A 19,738-nucleotide genomic window follows, 5' to 3' on the forward strand; every position below is an offset into this window, starting at 1 on the left:
TTCAAAATGCCTCAAAAGGCAAGGTTATATAATAATAGGTTAGAATAATTCATCAGTTATACAATAACTTGTTGTCAATTCTCCAAAATTGTTATTTCAGCTCCGGAAGCATAGTCTTGTCCCCGCTGCTCACTCAAAGCAGTAAAACGGATATAACGAACCTTTACAGGCCGGGCAAACAAGACTTTCTTTTCATTGAGATTATTCTCAAATGTACCTTCCCGAATAGGAGTACCCCAATTCTTGCCATCCAAACTTACATGAACCGTGTAATCCTTCACATTACCATTGTCCACATCGTGACGTGGCAGATAAGTAAAGCCCTTTATTTCCTTAATTTCACCTACATCCAAATCTACCCAATGTGGATGCTTGGCAACTGTGACAGAATACATCGTATGCCAAATAGTATTCGGATCACCATCCACAAGATGAGAAGCATTGCCTTCACCCGGTTCCTGACTACTGGCATATATCACATTCACCGGAATACTCTCTAATTTTGTGAATACCGCATTGCTCTTTATCATAGGAGCATGTTTATACCAAGCTGAAACAGTTCCACCATCACGCAAAAGAACCGGTGATTCGTATTCTTGAACCTTGCCTCCATTTACAGTATACTGAATAGCCGTTACTTTCTGACCGGATGTAATCTCCACTGTTCCGACACGGTCACGGGTTATAGACAGGGGAAGTTCCCCGGAAGGTGCTACACAGGCGATAGCGGATAAATCCGCACCCGACGGCCGGATGATGAATCCCATATTATGATGTCCGGCATACACACAGTCTTTCGTCAGAGGAATCGGGCCACAGCTATTTCCCCCTAATCCTGTTACGGCACAATCCAGATATAAATACGTATCACCTGCTGCAGGTAATTGATATGGATGAGATGCCAAAACCATATCCAAAGACGAATAAGGCAAAGCAGAAACTGACAACCGGTCGGTAGCGATAAAAACAGCCCCCTTGTGTTGAGAATCGGTCAATGCACACCAACGTACGTCTTCATGGTTACCCATATTCTGCGGTTTAGGGAAATTAATGAATTCATCGGCAACCCTACTTTTATGTATTTCTATAAATTGACTGCTCTTACGGTCGGAATAATTATCAATAGGACCACGACCATAATATGTGAAATTTTCAAATTTACGGGGTACTTTCATCACATAACCCAAACGCGGCAAAACTAAATTCGGCTGATTGGAAGTTATACTGGCTTCCAACTCAATAGAGCCATCTTGATAGACTGTCCATATCTGATTCGTAACAAACTTAAAATCTTCACTTTCAAAAGGTCTATCGGAACGCTCCTCAATCCGGTTCTTGCCAGAATACATACCTCCACCGATAAACGCACCATTAGGAGCCTGTGACTCTACCGCAAAAGATAATATGACCGCCCCATTTTCCTGCGCTTGTATATAATGACTGATTACCTTATGTCTCAGATTATGCAGACCGTTTTCGAACCAGGAAGAGAAGAACCAATTATCATTGTTAACGAAAGCTCTCAAAGCATTTAATTCAGGTCCGTCCCCTTCTGTTATGACAAACTCATCATTATATTTCAAGCTATAGATGCTTCCGGTAGATTTGTCGAACGCTACTTCGAATCCGGTTCCCTTGACAGATACGATATTATCGCCCGACTTTACACCGGAAAGTTCCAGGTTCTTCCCGAATGAGGCTACTTTACTTATCTCCGGACGGTTACCGGCCTCTTTTATCCGGAACTGTTCTTCCGCTACCACATAATCTTTGTCTGCCCAAGGCATCTTTTCTTTCAAGCAGAATTGAATCTTCAAAAAATACTCTGATTGTTCTGACAAATATTGACTCCCATATGGAACGGTAATAAGTTTTTTCGTCCGCGGAGCCAGGTTTCCCAAGTCTACGATAGCTGATTTTATTTTGTTTCCATTCTCATAAAGCGACCAAGTCACAAGATAGTCTGCAAGATCTTTAAAATAGTATTTATTAAAAACTTCCAATATCCCTTTTTGTATATCAACAGCTTTTACTCCTATATGCTGATATACTTTCTTTACTTCATAATATTGAGGTTTAGGCTCCAAATCACCGAACATGATTCCATTCATAACAAATTGTCCGTCATTAGGCACATCTCCAAAATCACCGCCATAAGCCAGATAACGAGTTCCGGTTGCCGAGTCATAGTTATATAAAGACTGGTCTACCCAATCCCAGATAGCACCTCCGCACAGAAAATTAGTTGATTCAATCGCTTCCCAATAGTCGGCCAGATTACCGCAGGCATTCCCCATTGAATGTGCATACTCGGAAATATGAAACGGATATTTAATATCATACTTCCCCTGTGCCGCTCCACTAACCCAATCTACGGAAGGGTATTGATTGGACCCCATATCAACTATATCATTGTTTCGTTCATACTGGACAGGACGCGAAGCATCAAACTTCTTCAACGCCCGATAAGCAGAGACGAAGTTATTTCCCGGACCGCCCTCATTGCCTAATGACCAAATCACAACAGACGGATTATTAACATTACTATGCACCATTTCCATTACACGTGCAATGTGAGCTTTCTCCCATTCTATCGGATGAGAGAGAGAAGCTTCTTCATAACGGAATTCATGTGACTCCAGATTAGCCTCATCTTCCAGATAAATTCCGTATTTATTGCAGAGATGATACCAATAAGGGTCGTCCGGATAATGGGAGTTGCGCACATGATTAATATTGGCACGCTTCATCAGCATAATTTCCTTTTCCATTGTCTCCCGCGAAACGGCGTGTCCTGTAGCCGGACTGGATTCATGACGATTTACGCCTTTCAACTTCACAGTCTTACCATTAATATAATAATATCGCCCGGCCAACCCGAACTCATCTTCCGAAGCCGGCGTATCCCTGATTTCCACCTTACGAAAACCGACAACTGTTGAAACCGTCTCTACCGTCCGGTTCTTTTTGTCTTTCAACTCCGCTACCAATGTATAGCAATAGGGAAACTCAGCCGACCACTTCTGAGGCGTTTTCACTTGCAATATAGTTTGTACATTTGTCGATTTTCCCGGTACAACTTCTTGAACGACCGTTGACAACCAATCGCCCACCAGCGTATTCTCGTCAGAATATAGTTTATTGGCATACAGTGAATAATAAATCTTATAGTTTTTAGCTATCTTCTTATCAAGATTCCGAATTTCGGCATTAATCGTCAAAGAGCCGTCCGACAAATTCTTATCCAAGTCGGGAATAGCGACCAAATCACGGATGTGAACCTTTGGAACTGAATGCAGAGACACTGTGCGAAAGATTCCCGGAAGACGGAACATATCCTGAGCTTCCAAAAATGAACCGTCAGAATTACGATATACTTCGGCAGCTACTACGTTTTTACCTTTTTGCAAGTAAGAAGTAATATTAAAACTAGCTGTATTACGGGAGTTTTTGGAGAAACCTACATATTGGCCATTAATCCAAAGATAGAAGAAAGAGTCTACACCATCAAAATTGATGAAAACCTCACGTTCCTCCCAGTCTTGCGGGATATCAAACTCACGACGATAAGAGCCGACTTCGTTGCGATGCTTATAAGTAGTCCAATGAGTTGGCGGAATACGCATTACTCCATTTTTCCAATCACCGATTTCGACATGCTGTACGAAGATAACTGATTGGTTCACATAAACAGGGGTTCCGTACTTCTGGCTTCCGTCTTTCTGAATTCCATAAATATTCCAATTGGAAGGAACAGAAATCAAATCCCAGGAACTGACATCAAATTCTGGCTGATAAAATTCTTTCGGACGCATATCCGGTTCAGGCGCCCAATGGAATTTCCAATCTCCATTCAGAGATTTCCAGTATCTACTGTTTTCCGGTAGTACTTTCCGGGCACTCTCAAGATCGGCAAAAGAAAAGAAATAAGCATGCGGCTGCTCCTTGTTCAATGCCAATTGTTCAGGGGATTCCCATTCGTTTCCATTGGGAGCAGTTGTTGATGCATAAGCAAAACCTTTTAAAGGTTCGTCTGCCAGAGTTTGTATAGTCAATATGCTATACAATACAGTAGTTAACAAAATTCTGTGCATGGTATTTTTCAGGTTGTTCTGATAATAAAGACACAGATATTCTGTTAAATACGTAGTTGGGATAATAAAAAACTTTTTAAGCAGTATGTTACAAGATCCGTTCTATCTCCTTCAACTCCTCTGCTGTAAACTCCAAATGTTCCAATGCTTTCAGATTGTCCGCCAACTGATTAACAGAGCTTGCACCCACAATCACCGAAGTCATCCGTTCATCTTTCAGCACCCACGCCAATGCCATTTCTGCCAATGTCTGACCACGATGACGAGCGATTTCATTCAACTGCCGGACAACTTCTATCTTTTCAGGAGTTACTTGCGAACGTTGAAGGAAACCGGAAGAGCGTGCAGCCCGTGAGCCTTCCGGAATGCCGTTTAAGTATTTATCAGTCAGCAAGCCTTGCGCCAAAGGTGAAAAGGCGATAAAACCGGAACCAAATTCGGCAGCCAATGGAAGGGTTTCAGCCTCTACTGCACGGTCGAACATACTATAACGATACTGGCTGATAAGACAAGGCACACCTGCGTCCGCCATCATTTCGTAGGCAACGCGCGCTTGTTCGGGTGGATATTTGGATATTCCGATATAAAGAGCTTTGCCTTGCTTTACAATATCAATCAATGTCCGGATAGTTTCTTCTACCGGAGTTACTCCGTCATAACGATGGCTATAAAAGATATCAAAATACTCCAACCCCGTGCGACGGAGACTTTGGTCAATACTTGCCATCAGATTTTTACGGGAACTATTGCCACCATAAGGACCCGCCCACATTTCATGCCCGGCTTTGGATGAGATGATCATCTCATCCCGATAACCCTGGAAATTCTCTTTCAGAATCCGTCCGAAGTTTGTTTCCGCACTTCCGGGAACAGGACCGTAGTTATTTGCCAAATCAAAATGAGTGATGCCGTGGTCGAAAGCATACTTTATCATCTCAGTCGACACACTAAAATCGTCCACACTGCCGAAATTGTGCCACAATCCCAAAGAGATAAGAGGTAACTGCAATCCGCTCTTGCCGCAATATTTATACTGCATCCGTTCATAACGGTCGGGTGCCGGTTGATAGGTGAATGAATTATCCATATGATTAACGATTTATATTTCCTCTTACAAAGAAAGGAAAAATATGCCAAACAATATCCCAACTAATCAATGAAATGGCTCGTTGTCCTACATTAACCAATCCACTCATCTAGAGGAAGTTTTTGTTTCATGCCTTGAAACTATTTGTTTCTCGGTGTGAAACGATTAGTTTCTCGGTGTGAAACAGTTGGTTTCTCGGTGTGAAACTATTAGTTTCAAACGCATATGAAACTTTTTGTTCCAAGCAACCGGAAACTAAAATCCCCGTCAATGGAGCAAATGATCAGCCTGCATGAAAGAAACTTTAGAACTGGAAGTAAATGAACGGCTGAATCTCCGAACTCTTCATTTGAATGACTACATAAATCAAAACGACCATCATCAGCGCTTTTCCTACAAACGGCATACGAATAACGCCCCGGCATACCGCATTTTCCCAACTATCGGGTGCAAAATGAAGCAGGAAGCCGAGCAGCATCAATGCAAAGACCTTCCAGTAACCTTCCAGCAATTGAGGAAATAGTTGAGGGCGAAAAGTGGTGAATATCTGTTTCAGCATATCCATCGAGTTTTGGAAATCTGCGTTACGGAAGAATATCCAACAGAAGCATACGAAATGGAAAGTGATGATTACACCGAATATACGACGCCAGCCGTGACTTTCCTCGCCTTTCCTGCGACCAGTGATTGTCATCCACATTTTGTGCAATGCCAAAGCGATACCGTGGAATGTCCCCCAAAGTACGAAATTCCAGGATGCCCCGTGCCATAATCCGCCTAAAAACATGGTGATTATCAGATTCATGTATTGACGGAACTTCCCTTTCCGGTTTCCGCCTAAGGATATATACAGATAATCTTTCAGCCAACTGGAGAGAGAAATATGCCAACGCCGCCAGAATTCGGTTATGGAAGCGGACTTATAAGGAGAATTGAAATTCAGATTGAAATGGAAACCCAACAGCAGAGCAATACCGATAGCCATGTCACTATATCCTGAGAAGTCGCAGTAAATCTGCAGAGCATACCCATAAAGTCCCATCAGATTCTCGACTCCCGAATAGAGAGTAGGATTATCGAAGATACGTTCTACAAAGTTGACGCTGATATAATCGGAAATAATCGCTTTCTTGAACAAGCCGGAGAAAATCAGGAAGATGCCTCGCCCGAACATCTCCTGCGAGACAAAGAGGGGTTTCCGTATCTGCGGGATAAAGTCGCGTGCACGAACGATAGGCCCTGCAACCAACTGCGGAAAGAAAGATACATAGAAAGCATAGTCCAGCAGGTTGGTCAGTGGTTTTATATCTTTCCGGTAGACATCGATGGTATAACTCAATGATTGGAAAGTAAAGAAAGAGATGCCGACAGGCAGAAAGATGTCGAGTGCCGTAAACTCCCCTCCCATCAGCGATGCAATGACTCCGCCCAGGAAATTGGTGTATTTAAAATACGCAAGAAGTCCCAGATTAATCCCCAGACTCAAAGTTACCAGTCCTTTACGTTTCCAATGTCCCCCGGTACGAGCCATAAGTTGTGCAAGGAAAAAGTCGGCAACAGTGACTATGGCAAGCAGAAAAAAGTAAGTGCCACTACTCTTATAGTAGAAATAATAGGAAAAAAGGGTGACAAACAAGATACGGGCGGTATATTTATGTTGCAACAACACGTACACTACCATAAAAGCAGCAAACAGCCAAAGAAAGATACCACTGCTGAATATCATCGGCGCTTGCGGGTCGTAGGTAAATACCTCTTTTAGTCTACTGAAATCTATATCAATGGGAAACATAATCGTTATATGCTTTGATTAAGGCCTGGTATAATAAATTCCCCTGAAGGATGTATCCTTCGGGTAAATAATGCACATGATCGGGACGCATCAGCTTGGCTTCCGTCCAGTTGGTGCAGGCACGGCGTTTGCCACCGACTACATCATACATATCCCACACCAGCAGGCGGTTATTCCTTGCATAGCGACGGATCGTTTCTGCGGCTGTCACCGTACGGGGATTAATGGCATAAGTACGCCTGCGCTTTCTTTGCCGGAAACTTTCATACGAACCCGGCGGAGTAGTGAGAAGAACAGGTACATTGGGGAGACTGTCGCGCAGAAGCTTGACAAGTTCATCCATTTGGTTGTAATGCACATTGATATTATAACGCCGGTTATGACTTTCATTCGTTCCGAAAGAAAGAATCAGCATTTCGGGTTTCAAGGCCACGATTTCGGCAATACGGTCGGGATGGGTAAAAGTGAGACAGGTAGCTCCGTTCACTCCTTTATCAATATAAGAGACAGCACCGAAAGTCTCGGCCAGACGGGCTCCGGTAGTCTGCGGATAGATATGCCCGCGCACATGGCTGTCACCGATATGAACGATACGAACCGTATCTTCGGACAATCCGGCACGCACCTGGCGGAGATGTTCAAAAACGGGAGACAACAAACCTATACTGTCGATAATCTCATTTCGTCCGGTTTCGCGGAAAACTGTCGGGAAAGAGACTTGCGCGGAAATGGTATCGTTTGTCCAGGTCATTTCCCGCAAAGGTTTGATTTTTTTTAAAGTCTTGCCTAATGGCGGGCAGGCAGGGATACGGTCTTGTGCTGTTATCTTTGAAAGAGAACAAGGAACAATAAGAATTCCTGCCAGCATAAGCATAAAGACAGACAGTAGGTTATTCTTTCTCATAATCTCTTCTCCTGTCATATTGTTTCTTACCGTATATCAATGTCTCATAAAGCAGCCCTGCCAGATGTTTGCCACCCCGGAAGTTTATATGCGTATAGTCGTAGTTTGCCATAGACGGTTTGGCATGAACCAGTTTCGCCATACTGCCCTCACCGCCCATTGCTTCGAACATATTCCAAAAAGCGATACCGCTTTCGGCGGCAATATTCTGTTGATAACGAATCAGGTTCTTGACGCCCGGCATGGTGCGAAAGTCGCCGTTCTCGTTCTTATAGTCACGGTCGCCGACACTCAACAGCAGGATTCCGGCTTGGGGGAAACACGTTTTCAGATGTTCGATAGCTGTCAGCAGTCCTTTTTGATAGTTATCGTAGTTACGTCCGCGTTCGGTAGCGACGTTCAGACCGTATTCAAGAATTATCAAGTCGTAGGGGCGCTGGCGATTAAACTCTTTCAGCATTTGTTGCGGAATGCCACGCAGGGAAAGCCCGGAACTGCCACGCAACGAGAAGTTATCGAGAATGATACCTTGCTTTCCATCCATTGCCAGACCATAGAAAAGCGTGGAGTCAGTACGGTTTACCGTCCAGCGGATGGAGCCGATACGTCCGTTTACTTGAATTTCCTGTAAACCACCGGAAGGTGCCAGTGCATAATTTCTGTTGTCTCCTTTGTTCACACGGGCAGAGAGATGAACGGAATCTTTATTATAAAAGAAGATAGAAGCACGCTGGCAGGTATCAAGCAGCGAAGCGTATTTGCTCTGTCCGCGTAACTCCACATAAGCTCCATTCCGGGGAACGAAATAATGACCGGAGATGCCTTGTTTTTTCCTGTCGAAGTAGACACTGTCCGTCACTGCGTGGCTCGCCCATCCGCCGAACTGATGCCGTACCGTAGGACGATAACCGCTTGTCATGGAAGTGATGGTGACAAAACCTACTCCACAACCACCAAATCGTTTCTGAAGCATTTCGCGCAGGTCGGCGGTAAAAATATCCGCTTCAATAAAGGAGTCGCCGAATACGGCAATACGTACCAAGCGGTCATCGGAGCCGGAAGCCCCGGAAGAGAGACGGTCGAGAGCTTCATAAAAAGGAGCCATGCCGCGACGGGTGGAGTCGCTGTAATCTTCAATACAGGTCATACCTGCACGGCAAGTATCTACAAAAACCGGCTTTACTACGGGTGGCAGAGGAATGCTGTCCGAATCCGCTACGGCTGCGTCCGTGTCCGGATAACGAAGGTCACTTAAAAGGTCTACACGCCTCATCGTGTGCCCGTCAATGGTGATGACCGGAAGCCAGTGCAGCCCCAACAGGGCTGCAAACACAACCAGCACAAACCACAACGAATATTTCAAATAATTCTTTATAATCTCCATAATGTTCCTAAATCCCAAAACGACCGCAAAGATAGATAAAAGCCATAAAAAGAAAGGAGAATCTACATTATTTATTAGATTCTCCTTTCCGTTTATTTATCCGGCAGACCGGTCATCAAATGGTTCGCTCAATGTTCCACACAAATGCGCGCAAGCCTAATTGTTCCGTTTCCATGTCCATCCGATGCAGGGTGTCAAGCAACGGATCTACTTTATGGTCTTCGACTACAGTGATAATAGCCGAACACATACTTGGCCAGGCATGACTGCCGAAATGCGGAGTACCCGTCTTCGAGCCACGTCCCTGTACCTTTTCAAGGTATGTGAAACCACGGCAACCCAAACGGTCGAGCAACGCCATGATTCGTTCGTAATAAGCCTGGTCGAATGTGATCAATACTGATTTCATATTTCTTTTCTGTTATTTCTTAATAATGGTGCTTTTATTCTCCTGAAAATAAACGTCCAGTTCGCGTTGATGGCGAAGTTTACGACGGCGGTTCTTGATACCTGTTCCCGCAAATACACAGTACAAGGTAGGAATCAGAATCAATGTCAACACGGTAGATACCGTCAGACCACCAATTACGGCAATCGCCATCGGACTCCACATCTCAGAACCCTGTCCGCCGCCGATAGCCATCGGAATCATACCGAGAACGGTGGTAGCCGTGGTCATCAATACCGGACGGAGACGGCTCTTGCCGGATGTCACCACAGAGTTGATGACTGCCAGTCCACGCTCACGACAAAGGGTGATGTAGTCGATAAGCACAATACCGTTCTTCACCACAATACCAATCAACATGATACCTCCCAGCAAACTCATGACGCTCAATGTGCTGCCCGTGAAGAACAGTGCCATCAATACACCACTAAATGCAAACGGCAGGGAGAACATGATAATGAACGGATAGGTCAATGACTCGAACTGCGCCGCCATTACGATGAATACAAGGATAACAATCAAGATACCGAGTGTTCCCAAATCACGGAACGAATCCTGCTGGTCTTCGTACGAACCGGAAATCTGAATGGTTACTTCGCCCGGAAGATCCATCTTGTCAATGACCTTGTTACCGGCAGCTACCACGTCGCCCAACGGGGCGCCGGAGATAACGGCAGAAACGGTCACGATACGTTCACGGTCTTTACGCTCAATGGTAGGCGGCGCGAAACGTTCGACTACTTTTCCGACATCTTTCACACGGACAGCCTGTCCCTGGGCATTGTAGATAAGGATATTCTCCAAACTTTCCAGACTTGTACGGTACTCGGGAGCATAGCGCACCTTGATATCATACTCGTCTCCGTCTTCACGGTATTTGGAAGCGACTGCACCGTTGATACGGTTGCGCAAATAATTACCGGCTGTCGACAGGTTCAGTCCGTGCATAGCCAGTTTCTCACGGTCGAAGTCGACTTGATATTCCGGTTGGTAATCGCTACGGCTGATATTGACCTCGGTTACTCCTTTCACTTTCAGCAGTTCGCGTTTCAGACGGGCTGCCACGCTATCGGTCATGGTCATATCGTATCCGTAAACCTCAAAGTCAGCGCTCGCCTGAGCGGACATACCTGTGTTACTACCTCCGAGGATTACCTGTGCCTTGCTGAATTCCGGATAGGCTTTCAAATCTTCACGCATCTCATCGCAGACCTTTTCCAGACTGATATTACGGTCGCCCGGGTCTACCAAACTGATATTGAATGAGATAATATGAGAACCGTTGTCCTGCATGGAAGCCCATGTATTATCCGAGTCGGCCTGACCTACTGTGTAGTTACAGACTTTCATAATGTCCTTATACTTCGTCAACCATTGATTGGTCAGTTTTTCCGAAAGTTCCTGCGCTATCTCTTTACGTGTACCAATCGGCAACTCAAGTTGCACGGCAATACGTGCATTATCCTGTGCCGGGAAGAATTCCGTACCGATGCCTTTCGCGCACAGCAAACTGATAATAAAGAAAGCGATACATCCCACGATGACAACCGGACGATGACGTACCGCCCAATTCAGCATCTTCGCATACCCGGCATCGAGCCCGTCCAGTACTTTCTCAATCGGAGTAAAGAAGAGTTTGAACATCTTCGACGGTTTCTTCTGCAAACGAAGCAACTGGGAACAGAGCATCGGTGTCAATGACAGCGCAGCGACCGTAGAAATAAACATGATGGCACACATCATCCAACCCAACTGTTTGAAAAGCACACCGGACATACCACTCACCATCGTCAGCGGGAAGAATACGGCAATCATGGTCAGCGTAGAAGCGATCACGGAAATAGCCACCTCATTCGTACCATGCACAGCCGCCTGTTTCGGGTCGGAACCGCGCTCGATATGTGTCGTAACGTTTTCGAGTACCACAATCGCATCATCCACCACCATACCGATAGCGATAGAAAGAGACGAAAGCGAGATGATATTAATCGTATTTCCACTGATTGCCAGATAAATGAATGAAGCAATCAACGAAAGTGGAATGGTGATACAGATAATCAGCGTCGCACGCCAGCGTCCCAAGAAGAGGAACACGACTATCACAACGAACAACAAGGCATATGCCACGGTTTCGGTCAAACTGTCGATCGTATTCAAAATATTATCGGACGTATCAACGATAACACCGATTTTCACATCACTCGGCAAGTTCTTCTGAAGTCTCGGCAAGGCATCCGCCACCTTCTTGGAGATTTCCACCGAATTGGCTCCCGACTGTTTCTGAACAACAATCATAGCACCTTGCACACCATTATTATAGGTTTCCTGTGCGCGTTCTTCTACGGTATCGACAATTCGGGCTACGTCCCGCAAAAAGACGTTTGCCCCATTGTTTGTACCCACCACAACATCTGCCAACTGACGGGAATCTTTAAACTCTCCTTCTACACGCAACGCGTAGGTTTCACTACCAATATCGAAGTTACCGCCGGGAATATTCTTGTTCTCGGCACCAATAATAGAACTGATTGTTTCGATAGTCAAGTGGTATGCTTCCAGTTTGTTCGGGTCACAATACACCTGAATCTCACGCTGCGGCGCACCACTGATAGACACGGTTCCTACTCCCGGAATACGTGCCAGCGGGTTAACCACGCGGTCGTCCAATATTTTATAAAGAGCGGACTGACTCTCATTAGCCTGCACGGAAAGCAACACGATAGGAATCATGTCCGTACTGAACTTGAAGATAATCGGATTCTCGACATCATCCGGAAGCTGCGAGCTTACCATGTCGAGTTTATCGCGCACATCATTGGTGAGGACGTCAATATCATTACCAAACTCGAACTCCAACGTAATCAAAGACATATTCTCGGAAGAACGAGAGGTAATATGTTTCAAGTTACTCACCGCATTCAAGGTATTTTCGAGCGGGCGAGTCACATTATTTTCTATATCCGAAGCACTTGCACCGGGATAAGCGGTCATTACCATAATCGTATTTGTATCAATGTCCGGATACAAGTCGATAGGCAATTTGGACAAAGAGAAAAGACCAAAGATCACTACTGCGAGGAAGCAGAGCGAGGTCATAATCGGTTTCTTAACCGCACCTTCGTATAAACTCATGTTTAATAGGTTTTATATCACATTATAAACTTATTTCTCAACTTCCACTTCCATACCGTTCACCAAACGTGACTGGCCGGCAACTACAACCTGAGAATTATCGGGTACACCGGATTTCAACTCGTACTCCGCACCCATACGTCTACCTAACTCTACTTTATTATAAGATACTTTGCCATCTTTATAAACGAATACATAACGGTCACCGGAACCTGCCTGTTTCACGATAGCCAGATCGGGAACAACCACGTTGTCGGCCGTACCGAAGTTCAACGTTACACGGGCAAACATTCCAGGACGTACGCGCTGGTCTCTGTTGTCCAGTCTGATTTCTACCTGGAATGTACGGGTAGCAGCGTCTATCGTAGGATAAACCAGATTAATGGTTCCTGTGAATACTTCATCACCATATACATCCAGCTTCACGTCTACCGGCGCACCTTTCTTCACTTTTGTAAAGTAGGTTTCGGATACATTGATAAGGAGTTTCACCGGAGTAATTTGTTCTACGACCAGTACCGGCTCTCCCCCACTGTACATATCACCGTTATCATAGTTGCGCGCAGTAATTACACCACTAATCGGGCTCAGCAAAGAAGTGTTCTCCAACAGATTCTTATAAGCTGTCTCTGTCACGTCAAGTTGCATCTTTGAAGCATCCCATTCTGATTTGGATGCACCGCCCACTTTATAAAGTTCGTCGATACGGTTAAATTCGATTCTCTGATTATCCAGTTGCAACTTTGTCTGATTCAGGTTAGCTGCATCCATCTGCACTAATTTCTGTCCTTTGGATACGCGGTCGCCCACCTCTACAAAGATCTTGTCGATACGTACGGGAGATGAAGGAGCGATATTGTTTTTCACTTCTGCTTCTACCGTTGCCGTATAATCTTGTATCTGCTCTACGGGACGAGCTTTTACCTCTGCCAGTTTCACGATGGGTTTCGCGTCCACGTGTTCCACAGTAGCTTTGTCTTTTCCACCTGTACATGAGCCCATAAACACAGCTAACAGCAGGGCTACTAATTGGATACCTTTTTTCATATTCCTTAGTTGTAATTTTTTAGTTGTCTATCTTTATTCTTTTCCTAAAATTTGGTCGAGGTCTGCCTTAGCAACCAGATAATCATATATTGACTGATTGTAAGTGAGTTGGGCTTGCGTCAGTGCCACTTGAGAACTGTTGAGTTCGAGCACCGTACCTTTACCTACATCATAACGTTTTTCGGCAATCACCACCGCTTTCTTAGCCTGCATTATATTTTCTTTATTGCTGACTACCTGCTCTGTGTTAGCAGCCATATTGTTACGGCAACTGACAATCTGCATATTCAACTGTCTTTCCGTATCGATACGGTTCCAATCAAGCTGGCGCATCTGAATACGGGCGGATTTTACTTTCGTAAAGTTGCTTGCCTTATACAAAGGAATGCTGAGATTGAACATCAGGCTCGAACTGTTGCTCCAGTTATAATCGAAGAAGTTGATATTCGGATTATACAAGGATTGATAGTTGTAGGAGAAACTCATCGAAAGAGTCGGCATAAAGTTTGTTTTCAAAGACTTGACGTTCTTCTCTAATAACTTCATGTTCAAGTCCAACTGTTTCATAGTGGTATTGTTGTTCAGATTTACGTTCTCTTCCTTCAATTGGTTGGCAAACATAACCATCTCGTAATTAGTCAGACTATCATTAATCTTAATCTCCACATCGGCAGTAATGCCCATCAACACTTTGAGCTGCAACTTAGCCAAAGTCACTGCGTTGGCTGCCGAAATCAGGTTCGGTTTGATGCTGCGCATCTGCACTTCCGCACTGATTTTATCATATTCGCTCACAGTCCCCTGCTGATACTTGGCATTGACAACATTATAATTGTCTTCTGCCAGTTTGTAACTGCCTTGAAGTACTTCGTAACTGTCTTGTGCAAGCATCAACTGATAGTAGGCTTTACTTACCTGATTCACCAAATCCAGTTTGGAAGCGCGCGACTTCTCTACTGCAAGTTCGATATCTGTCTTTGTCATTGACATGGCACGGTACACACCCGGCACAAACAAAGGCAGATTTATGCTCAATCCGGCATTGGCGGTGTTCGTACCGTCCTGTCCCATCTTGAACGACATATCATTCAATTTCATTTCGGCTGCCTTGATTGTATGATCCACAGAGCCGGCGATGCTGGCTTCGGGCAACAGACTTTGCCATGCTTCCTTACCGGCTACTTTCTTCAAAGCAATCTCTTCTGCCGCCACTTTCATTGTCGGATTCTCATCCAAGGCAATTTCCAAGGCTTTGTCTAAGGTTAAGGTCAGCGTATTCCCCGCCACCTGAGTCTCCTGAGCTTTTGCAAAGCCAAACGCACAGAACACTACAGCCATCAGAAGAATCTTCTTACCTGTCGGTCTTTTCATTTTGTTCATAAACTGGTTTCTAATTAAATCTTTAATTGTTTGTCAACAGAACCTCACTCTTGCTTTTCGCCCATGCGGTTCTTACGATATTCTTGTATAAAATCTTCTAATACCTTTGCTCCTTTCTCTGTAGAAATGCCACGAATATAGGTGAACATAATAGACTCGTACACTTCTATAAAAGGATATTCATTGCAAACATCGGTATTCAGCAATACGTCAAACTGCTCACGTACCAACATATTGACAATAGCAAAATTCACATCTGAACGAAAAATACCCTGGTCTACCCCCACCTTAAAGAAGGACATTGTTTTCACCGAATCACTGTCCTGCCGGGCTCTCATTATCTCGTATACCTTCGGATATTTCTTGATGTCCTCAAAAAAACGTTTATTCGTCTGATGAAACACTTCAATGCTTTTCTGAAACACTGCAAGTATCACTTCCAGCACATTGTGCGATTCCTCATATACCTGCTGCAAATACCTGTCTCTGTCTGCCTGTGCCTTCAATATGCATTCTCTCAACAATGACTCCTTATCCGCAAAGACTTCGTAGAGCGTACGTTTGGATATACCTAATGCTGCCGCAATATCGTCCATTGTAATACTCCTGATACCTTTCGTTCTGAAAGCTTCCATTGCCGTCACCACGATTCGTTCTCTTAATTCTGCTCTTTGGGAAGCGTCTTTTCCATGCTCTGTCATCGTTCGTTCTTCTTTATTGTTTTAATGCAGTTTTCGTTTTATCTTCATTTACAGAGGAAAAACGGAACAAAGATAAATAGAAAACTCAATTAACAAATTAAGTTTCCACGTATTTATAGTCCATTTGAGAATTATTATCATTCAATGGACTCATATGAAAACAAGTGTTAAGAGGTAATATGGAACAAATACACGGCAAAGGTAGGAAGTAAAAGAATATGGAGTAAAGTTTTATCGCTATCAGAAGGGTTCTGACCGATAAATGCCGGATAAACGCCGATAAAAATCGACACTTACCCGGCAATAACAGTTGCCCATATTAACGAAAATAGAAAAAGGGATGGGTTTATGGTTAATATTCTATTTGATTCCTTTTCAGGAAGGCAACTGTTTTATGTATCTCCTTGTACATCACAATGTCATCTTTCACAAAGGGCACTTCTTTCCTGTAAGCATGAAGGAAACGCTCCAGAACGGGAGACGTTTTCAGCGGACGACGGAAGTAGATACCTTGTGCAGCGTTCATCAGTTCAATAGCAAGAATATGTTCAAGGTTATCCATTATTTTATAGAGTTTGGTGGCGGCATTGGCGCCCATACTCACGTGATCTTCCTGTCCGTTGGAAGAGACAATGGAATCGCTTGATGCGGCATAACAGTACATTTTATTCTGGCTGACCATCGAAGCGGCGGCATATTGCGGAATCATGAAACCGGAGTTCAGGCCGGGATTGGCTACCAGAAATTCAGGCAGTCCGCGAAGTCCCATTATCAGTTGGGAAACGCGGCGCTCGGAGATGTTTCCCAATTCGGCCAAAGCAATAGCAAGAAAATCATAAGAGATGGCAAGCGGTTGCCCATGGAAGTTTCCGCCTGAGATAATCCGGTCTTCGTCAGGAAAGATGGTGGGATTGTCTGTGACAGAGTTGATTTCTGTCAACAGGACAGAAGCAACGTAACGAATCGCATCTTTCGTGGCGCCATGCACCTGAGGGATGCACCGGAAAGAATAAGGATCCTGCACATGTTCTTTATGACGTTCGATAAGTTCACTGCCGGCCAGTAGTTTACGGAAAGCTTCGCCTGTCTCAATCTGTCCCTGATGGGGGCGGATTTGTTGGATACAGTCCATAAACGGGTCGATCCGGCCGTCAAAAGCTTCGAGGGAAAGGGCGGCGATGAGGTCGGCTTTCTTCGAGATGCGGAAAGCTTTGAGCATGGCGAATACACCGTTGGCACTCATGAATTGTGTGCCGTTCAGCAATGCAAGCCCTTCTTTACTCATCAGTTTGACAGGTTCCCAACCAAATTCGTCGAGAACGCTGATAGCCTCACATTTCTTTCCTTTATAATAGACATCACCAACACCAATCAGGGGAAGGAAGAGATTAGCCAGCGGGGCGAGATCTCCGGATGCTCCGAGAGAACCGCGGTCATAAACGATAGGCATGACGTCATTATTGAAGAAATCGAGAATACGCTGTACTGTGATAACTTGTACGCCACTATGTCCGAGAGAGAGGGCGTGAGCTTTCAACAACAACATCAGTTTGATAATGACCGGGCGGATTTCTTCGCCTACGCTGCAAGCATGACTCTTTATCAGGTTTTCTTGGAGTGTACCTAGCTCGCCGGAAGAGATGTTCTTGGTACATAAAGAACCGAAACCTGTTGTTATGCCATACAGGGGCTCTTCGGAAGAAGCTATCTTACAGTCAAGGTAGTCACGGCATTTCTGAATACGTAGCTTGGCTTCGGGAGCTAATTCCAGTTTTAAGTTCTCGTTAATAATCCGTTCGATGATTTCGAAGGTTAATTCACCGGAACCGACATGGTATACATTCTTACTCATACGCGCAAATCTTGATTAACGGCATCCAGTATTTCTTTTTCTTTCTGACAAGCAGCCTGCTCTATCTTATCGGCTTCAGCTTGCAGTTGGATGACAAATTCCCGGTCTTTGAGCGAACCGAGGTTGATACGGACATTCAACAAAGCTCCTAAAACGGCAGAACGAGCGGACATCATGGCTACGCAGGCATCGGTAACGGCATTTCGATTGCCGAAACGGGCTACATCGGCGATAATTGCCATCATATCAAGGGCTTTCCGGGCTACTTCCAAAGGGATGAGGGCAGCTTGTTTGGTTGCTTCCTGAATAGCAGCACTTCGGACGGCTTTTTCTTCATCGGTTGTTTTGGGAAGTTTGAAGCAAGCAAATACTGCATTGTAGGCTTCGGAGTCTTTATCGATAAGTGCGATAAATTCGCCTAACAGGCGGAGAGTGATTGTTTGTGCGTGCTGCATTAGTTCTTCGCTGATTTCATAGCCTTTCTTACCTACGGTCAACCGGGTTACCATTGTGGAAAGGGCGGAAGCTAATGCACCACTTAACGCAGCAATACTACCACCACCGGGCACAGGGTCACTGCCAGCCACTTTATCTAAGAAATCTTTTACGGTTAAATCTGCTAACATGGTATTCTATTTTTTAGTTAGTTATTAATTGGCAGGATATAACATACCACCTTTTATAGTCATTATTACGCTGTTCATTCCTATATAGTAAGGCAGGATGTGATAGTCTCCGGAATTCAGGACAACAAAATCGCCTTGTTTGCCGACTTCAATACTGCCGATACAGTTGGCTCGCTGAAGGGCAGCAGCACCGTTCAAGGTCAGGGCAGTGATGGTTTCTTCCACACTCAATTTCATGTAGATGCATGCAAGGGCGATGGTTAAAGGGATGGAACCGGAGAAGCAACTGCCCGGATTCAGGTCGGTAGCAAGAGCTACGGCACAGCCGGCATCAATCATTTCACGTCCACGTGCATAAGGTTCTTTCAGGGCAAAAGCTGTCAAAGGTAACAGAGTGGCCACTACGCCAGTATCAGCCATTGCACGAATACCGGCATCGGAAGCGTGCAACAGATGGTCAGCGGATAAAGCTCCCAATTCGGCGGCTAATTCTGCTCCACCGAAAGAAACTATTTCGTCTGCATGAAGTTTCAGCAGAAAACCTTGGTCTTTGGCAGCTTGGAGTAGGCGACGGGATTGTTCGATGGAGAAAACGCCTTGTTCACAAAAGACATCACAACATTCGGCGAGTGCGTTTGCACGGACGACAGGAAGCATTTCGTGAATCAGAAAGTCGATATAGGCATCACTTCTTCCTTTATATTCTTTTGGAAGAGCATGGGCTCCAAGGAAAGTGGAAACGATGTCGACACGTTTATGCTCGTCATTATTCAGGCTACGCATTATTTTGAGTTGTAACAGTTCGGTTTCACGGTCCAGACCGTAGCCACTTTTTCCCTCTACTGTAGTCACTCCCATCGTGCTCATCTTTTTCAGAAATGTTTCGGCTGCCGAACGAAGTCTCAAGAAATTCATTTCCCGCGTTGCTTTGACGGTACTGGCAATACCGCCGCCACGTTCCATAATGGACATATAGCTTTCACCTTTCAGACGCCATGAGAATTCTTCGGAGCGTTCTCCGCCGAATACAAAATGGGTATGGGAATCGACAAAGCCGGGTAGCAGACAATGGCCGCGAGCGTTGTAATGCCAGTAGTTCTGATAGTAGCCATCGCGGTCTTCACCACGGTTTTCACCGACATAGGTGATGATTCCTTTGGTTACTTCCACAGTCCCGTTTTCTATGATTTGCAGTTGCGACATCTCTTCACCTCTACGGGCAGAAAAGCCGATAGGGGTGACAATACGGGCATTGAATATAATCAGGTTTTCACTCATATAGTTACTTTTA

At 44.9% G+C, this 19,738-nt stretch carries 13 protein-coding genes; all 13 read right to left on the reverse strand.

The genetic code is table 11. The features are described 5' to 3' along the window. Positions 1 to 74: 74 nt before the first annotated feature. The 13 genes from ACGHVY_RS21495 to hutI all read right to left on the reverse strand — a co-directional run bounded on the left by ACGHVY_RS21495 (position 75) and on the right by hutI (position 19,725). A complete protein-coding gene (locus tag ACGHVY_RS21495; protein ID WP_390601479.1) occupies positions 75 to 4,094 on the reverse strand; it encodes a glycoside hydrolase family 2 TIM barrel-domain containing protein in 4,020 nt (1,339 codons plus the stop codon). A gap of 88 nt (positions 4,095 to 4,182) precedes the next feature. Beyond that, positions 4,183 to 5,181 (reverse strand): aldo/keto reductase, encoded by a 999-nt coding sequence (locus ACGHVY_RS21500; RefSeq protein WP_390601482.1) that lies wholly within the window; start codon positions 5,179 to 5,181, stop codon positions 4,183 to 4,185. 304 nt (positions 5,182 to 5,485) lie between these two features. Next, on the reverse strand, positions 5,486 to 6,973 hold the full coding sequence (locus tag ACGHVY_RS21505) for an MBOAT family protein (RefSeq protein WP_308745662.1): 1,488 nt from the start codon (positions 6,971 to 6,973) through the stop codon (positions 5,486 to 5,488). Next, positions 6,960 to 7,877 carry an SGNH/GDSL hydrolase family protein gene (locus tag ACGHVY_RS21510; RefSeq protein ID WP_308745661.1) on the reverse strand — a complete coding sequence of 306 codons (918 nt, stop codon included), beginning with the start codon at positions 7,875 to 7,877 and terminating at the stop codon, positions 6,960 to 6,962. The genes ACGHVY_RS21505 and ACGHVY_RS21510 overlap by 14 nt, the downstream gene beginning before the upstream one ends. Next, a complete protein-coding gene (locus ACGHVY_RS21515; protein WP_390601484.1) occupies positions 7,864 to 9,261 on the reverse strand; it encodes an SGNH/GDSL hydrolase family protein in 1,398 nt (465 codons plus the stop codon). The genes ACGHVY_RS21510 and ACGHVY_RS21515 overlap by 14 nt, the downstream gene beginning before the upstream one ends. 115 nt (positions 9,262 to 9,376) lie before the next feature. Further along, positions 9,377 to 9,670: a PG0541 family transporter-associated protein gene (locus tag ACGHVY_RS21520; RefSeq protein WP_308745659.1), complete on the reverse strand. Its 294-nt coding sequence runs from the start codon at positions 9,668 to 9,670 to the stop codon at positions 9,377 to 9,379. Positions 9,671 to 9,682: 12 nt separating this feature from the next. After that, entirely contained in the window at positions 9,683 to 12,841 is a 3,159-nt protein-coding gene (locus tag ACGHVY_RS21525) for an efflux RND transporter permease subunit (protein ID WP_308745658.1), read from the reverse strand. Between the two features lie 30 nt (positions 12,842 to 12,871). Continuing rightward, on the reverse strand, positions 12,872 to 13,888 hold the full coding sequence (locus ACGHVY_RS21530; protein ID WP_308745657.1) for an efflux RND transporter periplasmic adaptor subunit: 1,017 nt from the start codon (positions 13,886 to 13,888) through the stop codon (positions 12,872 to 12,874). A gap of 33 nt (positions 13,889 to 13,921) precedes the next feature. Further along, positions 13,922 to 15,268, reverse strand: a complete 1,347-nt coding sequence (locus ACGHVY_RS21535; protein ID WP_308745656.1) for a TolC family protein — start codon at positions 15,266 to 15,268, stop codon at positions 13,922 to 13,924. A gap of 44 nt (positions 15,269 to 15,312) precedes the next feature. After that, positions 15,313 to 15,969 carry a TetR/AcrR family transcriptional regulator gene (locus ACGHVY_RS21540; protein ID WP_308745655.1) on the reverse strand — a complete coding sequence of 219 codons (657 nt, stop codon included), beginning with the start codon at positions 15,967 to 15,969 and terminating at the stop codon, positions 15,313 to 15,315. 352 nt (positions 15,970 to 16,321) lie between these two features. Further along, on the reverse strand, positions 16,322 to 17,821 hold the full coding sequence (gene hutH, locus ACGHVY_RS21545) for a histidine ammonia-lyase (protein ID WP_390601487.1): 1,500 nt from the start codon (positions 17,819 to 17,821) through the stop codon (positions 16,322 to 16,324). Continuing rightward, positions 17,818 to 18,447 (reverse strand): cyclodeaminase/cyclohydrolase family protein, encoded by a 630-nt coding sequence (locus ACGHVY_RS21550; protein WP_308745653.1) that lies wholly within the window; start codon positions 18,445 to 18,447, stop codon positions 17,818 to 17,820. The genes hutH and ACGHVY_RS21550 overlap by 4 nt, the downstream gene beginning before the upstream one ends. Positions 18,448 to 18,471: 24 nt before the next feature. Further along, positions 18,472 to 19,725 carry an imidazolonepropionase gene (gene hutI, locus ACGHVY_RS21555; protein WP_390601490.1) on the reverse strand — a complete coding sequence of 418 codons (1,254 nt, stop codon included), beginning with the start codon at positions 19,723 to 19,725 and terminating at the stop codon, positions 18,472 to 18,474. Positions 19,726 to 19,738: the final 13 nt, after the last annotated feature.

The organism is Bacteroides sp. f07, assembly GCF_042854785.1.
Lineage (GTDB): Bacteria > Bacteroidota > Bacteroidia > Bacteroidales > Bacteroidaceae > Bacteroides.